Origin of the sequence: Pseudomonas sp. Ant30-3, from assembly GCF_000690905.1 — a bacterium.
GTDB lineage: Bacteria > Pseudomonadota > Gammaproteobacteria > Pseudomonadales > Pseudomonadaceae > Aquipseudomonas.
The window spans coordinates 1-449 of record NZ_JMCL01000242.1 but is presented as its reverse complement, the minus strand read 5'-3'; the positions used below and the strand labels follow the sequence as shown (position 1 = coordinate 449).

Below are 449 nucleotides of genomic sequence, written 5' to 3'. Positions count from 1 at the left end.
CGGCCGGTCAACTAGGTGCGCCGCCCAACCCCTCGGGAAGCGACTTCCTCCTGTCCATCAATGCGCAGGGCCGGCTGGTGACGGAAGAAGAGTTCGGCGACGTCATCGTCAAGACCGGATCGCAGGGTCAGGTCACCCGGCTGCGAGATGTGGCGCGCGTGGAAATGGACGCATCCAGCTACTCGCTGATGTCGTTGCTCAACAACAAGCCTGCTGTCGCGATCTCTGTCTTTGAAGCCCCGGGCGCCAATGCCATCGAAATCTCGGATCAAGTCCGCGCGAAGATGGACGAGTTGGCCAAGCGCTTTCCCGAGGGAGTGGAATGGTCGGTGGAGTATGACTCAACTGTCTTCGTGCGTCAGTCGATCAAGGCGGTCGTCAACACTCTGCTGGAAGCCATCGGACTGGTGGTGCTGGTGGTGATCTTGTTCCTTCAGACTTGGCGTGCC

Annotated in this window: 1 protein-coding gene; it reads left to right on the top strand. The window is 60.1% G+C overall.

The window, feature by feature from the left end; translation table 11 throughout:
• The coding region (locus DU29_RS01000000130775; RefSeq protein ID WP_033051139.1) for an efflux RND transporter permease subunit at positions 1-449 on the top strand (449 nt) is incomplete at both ends.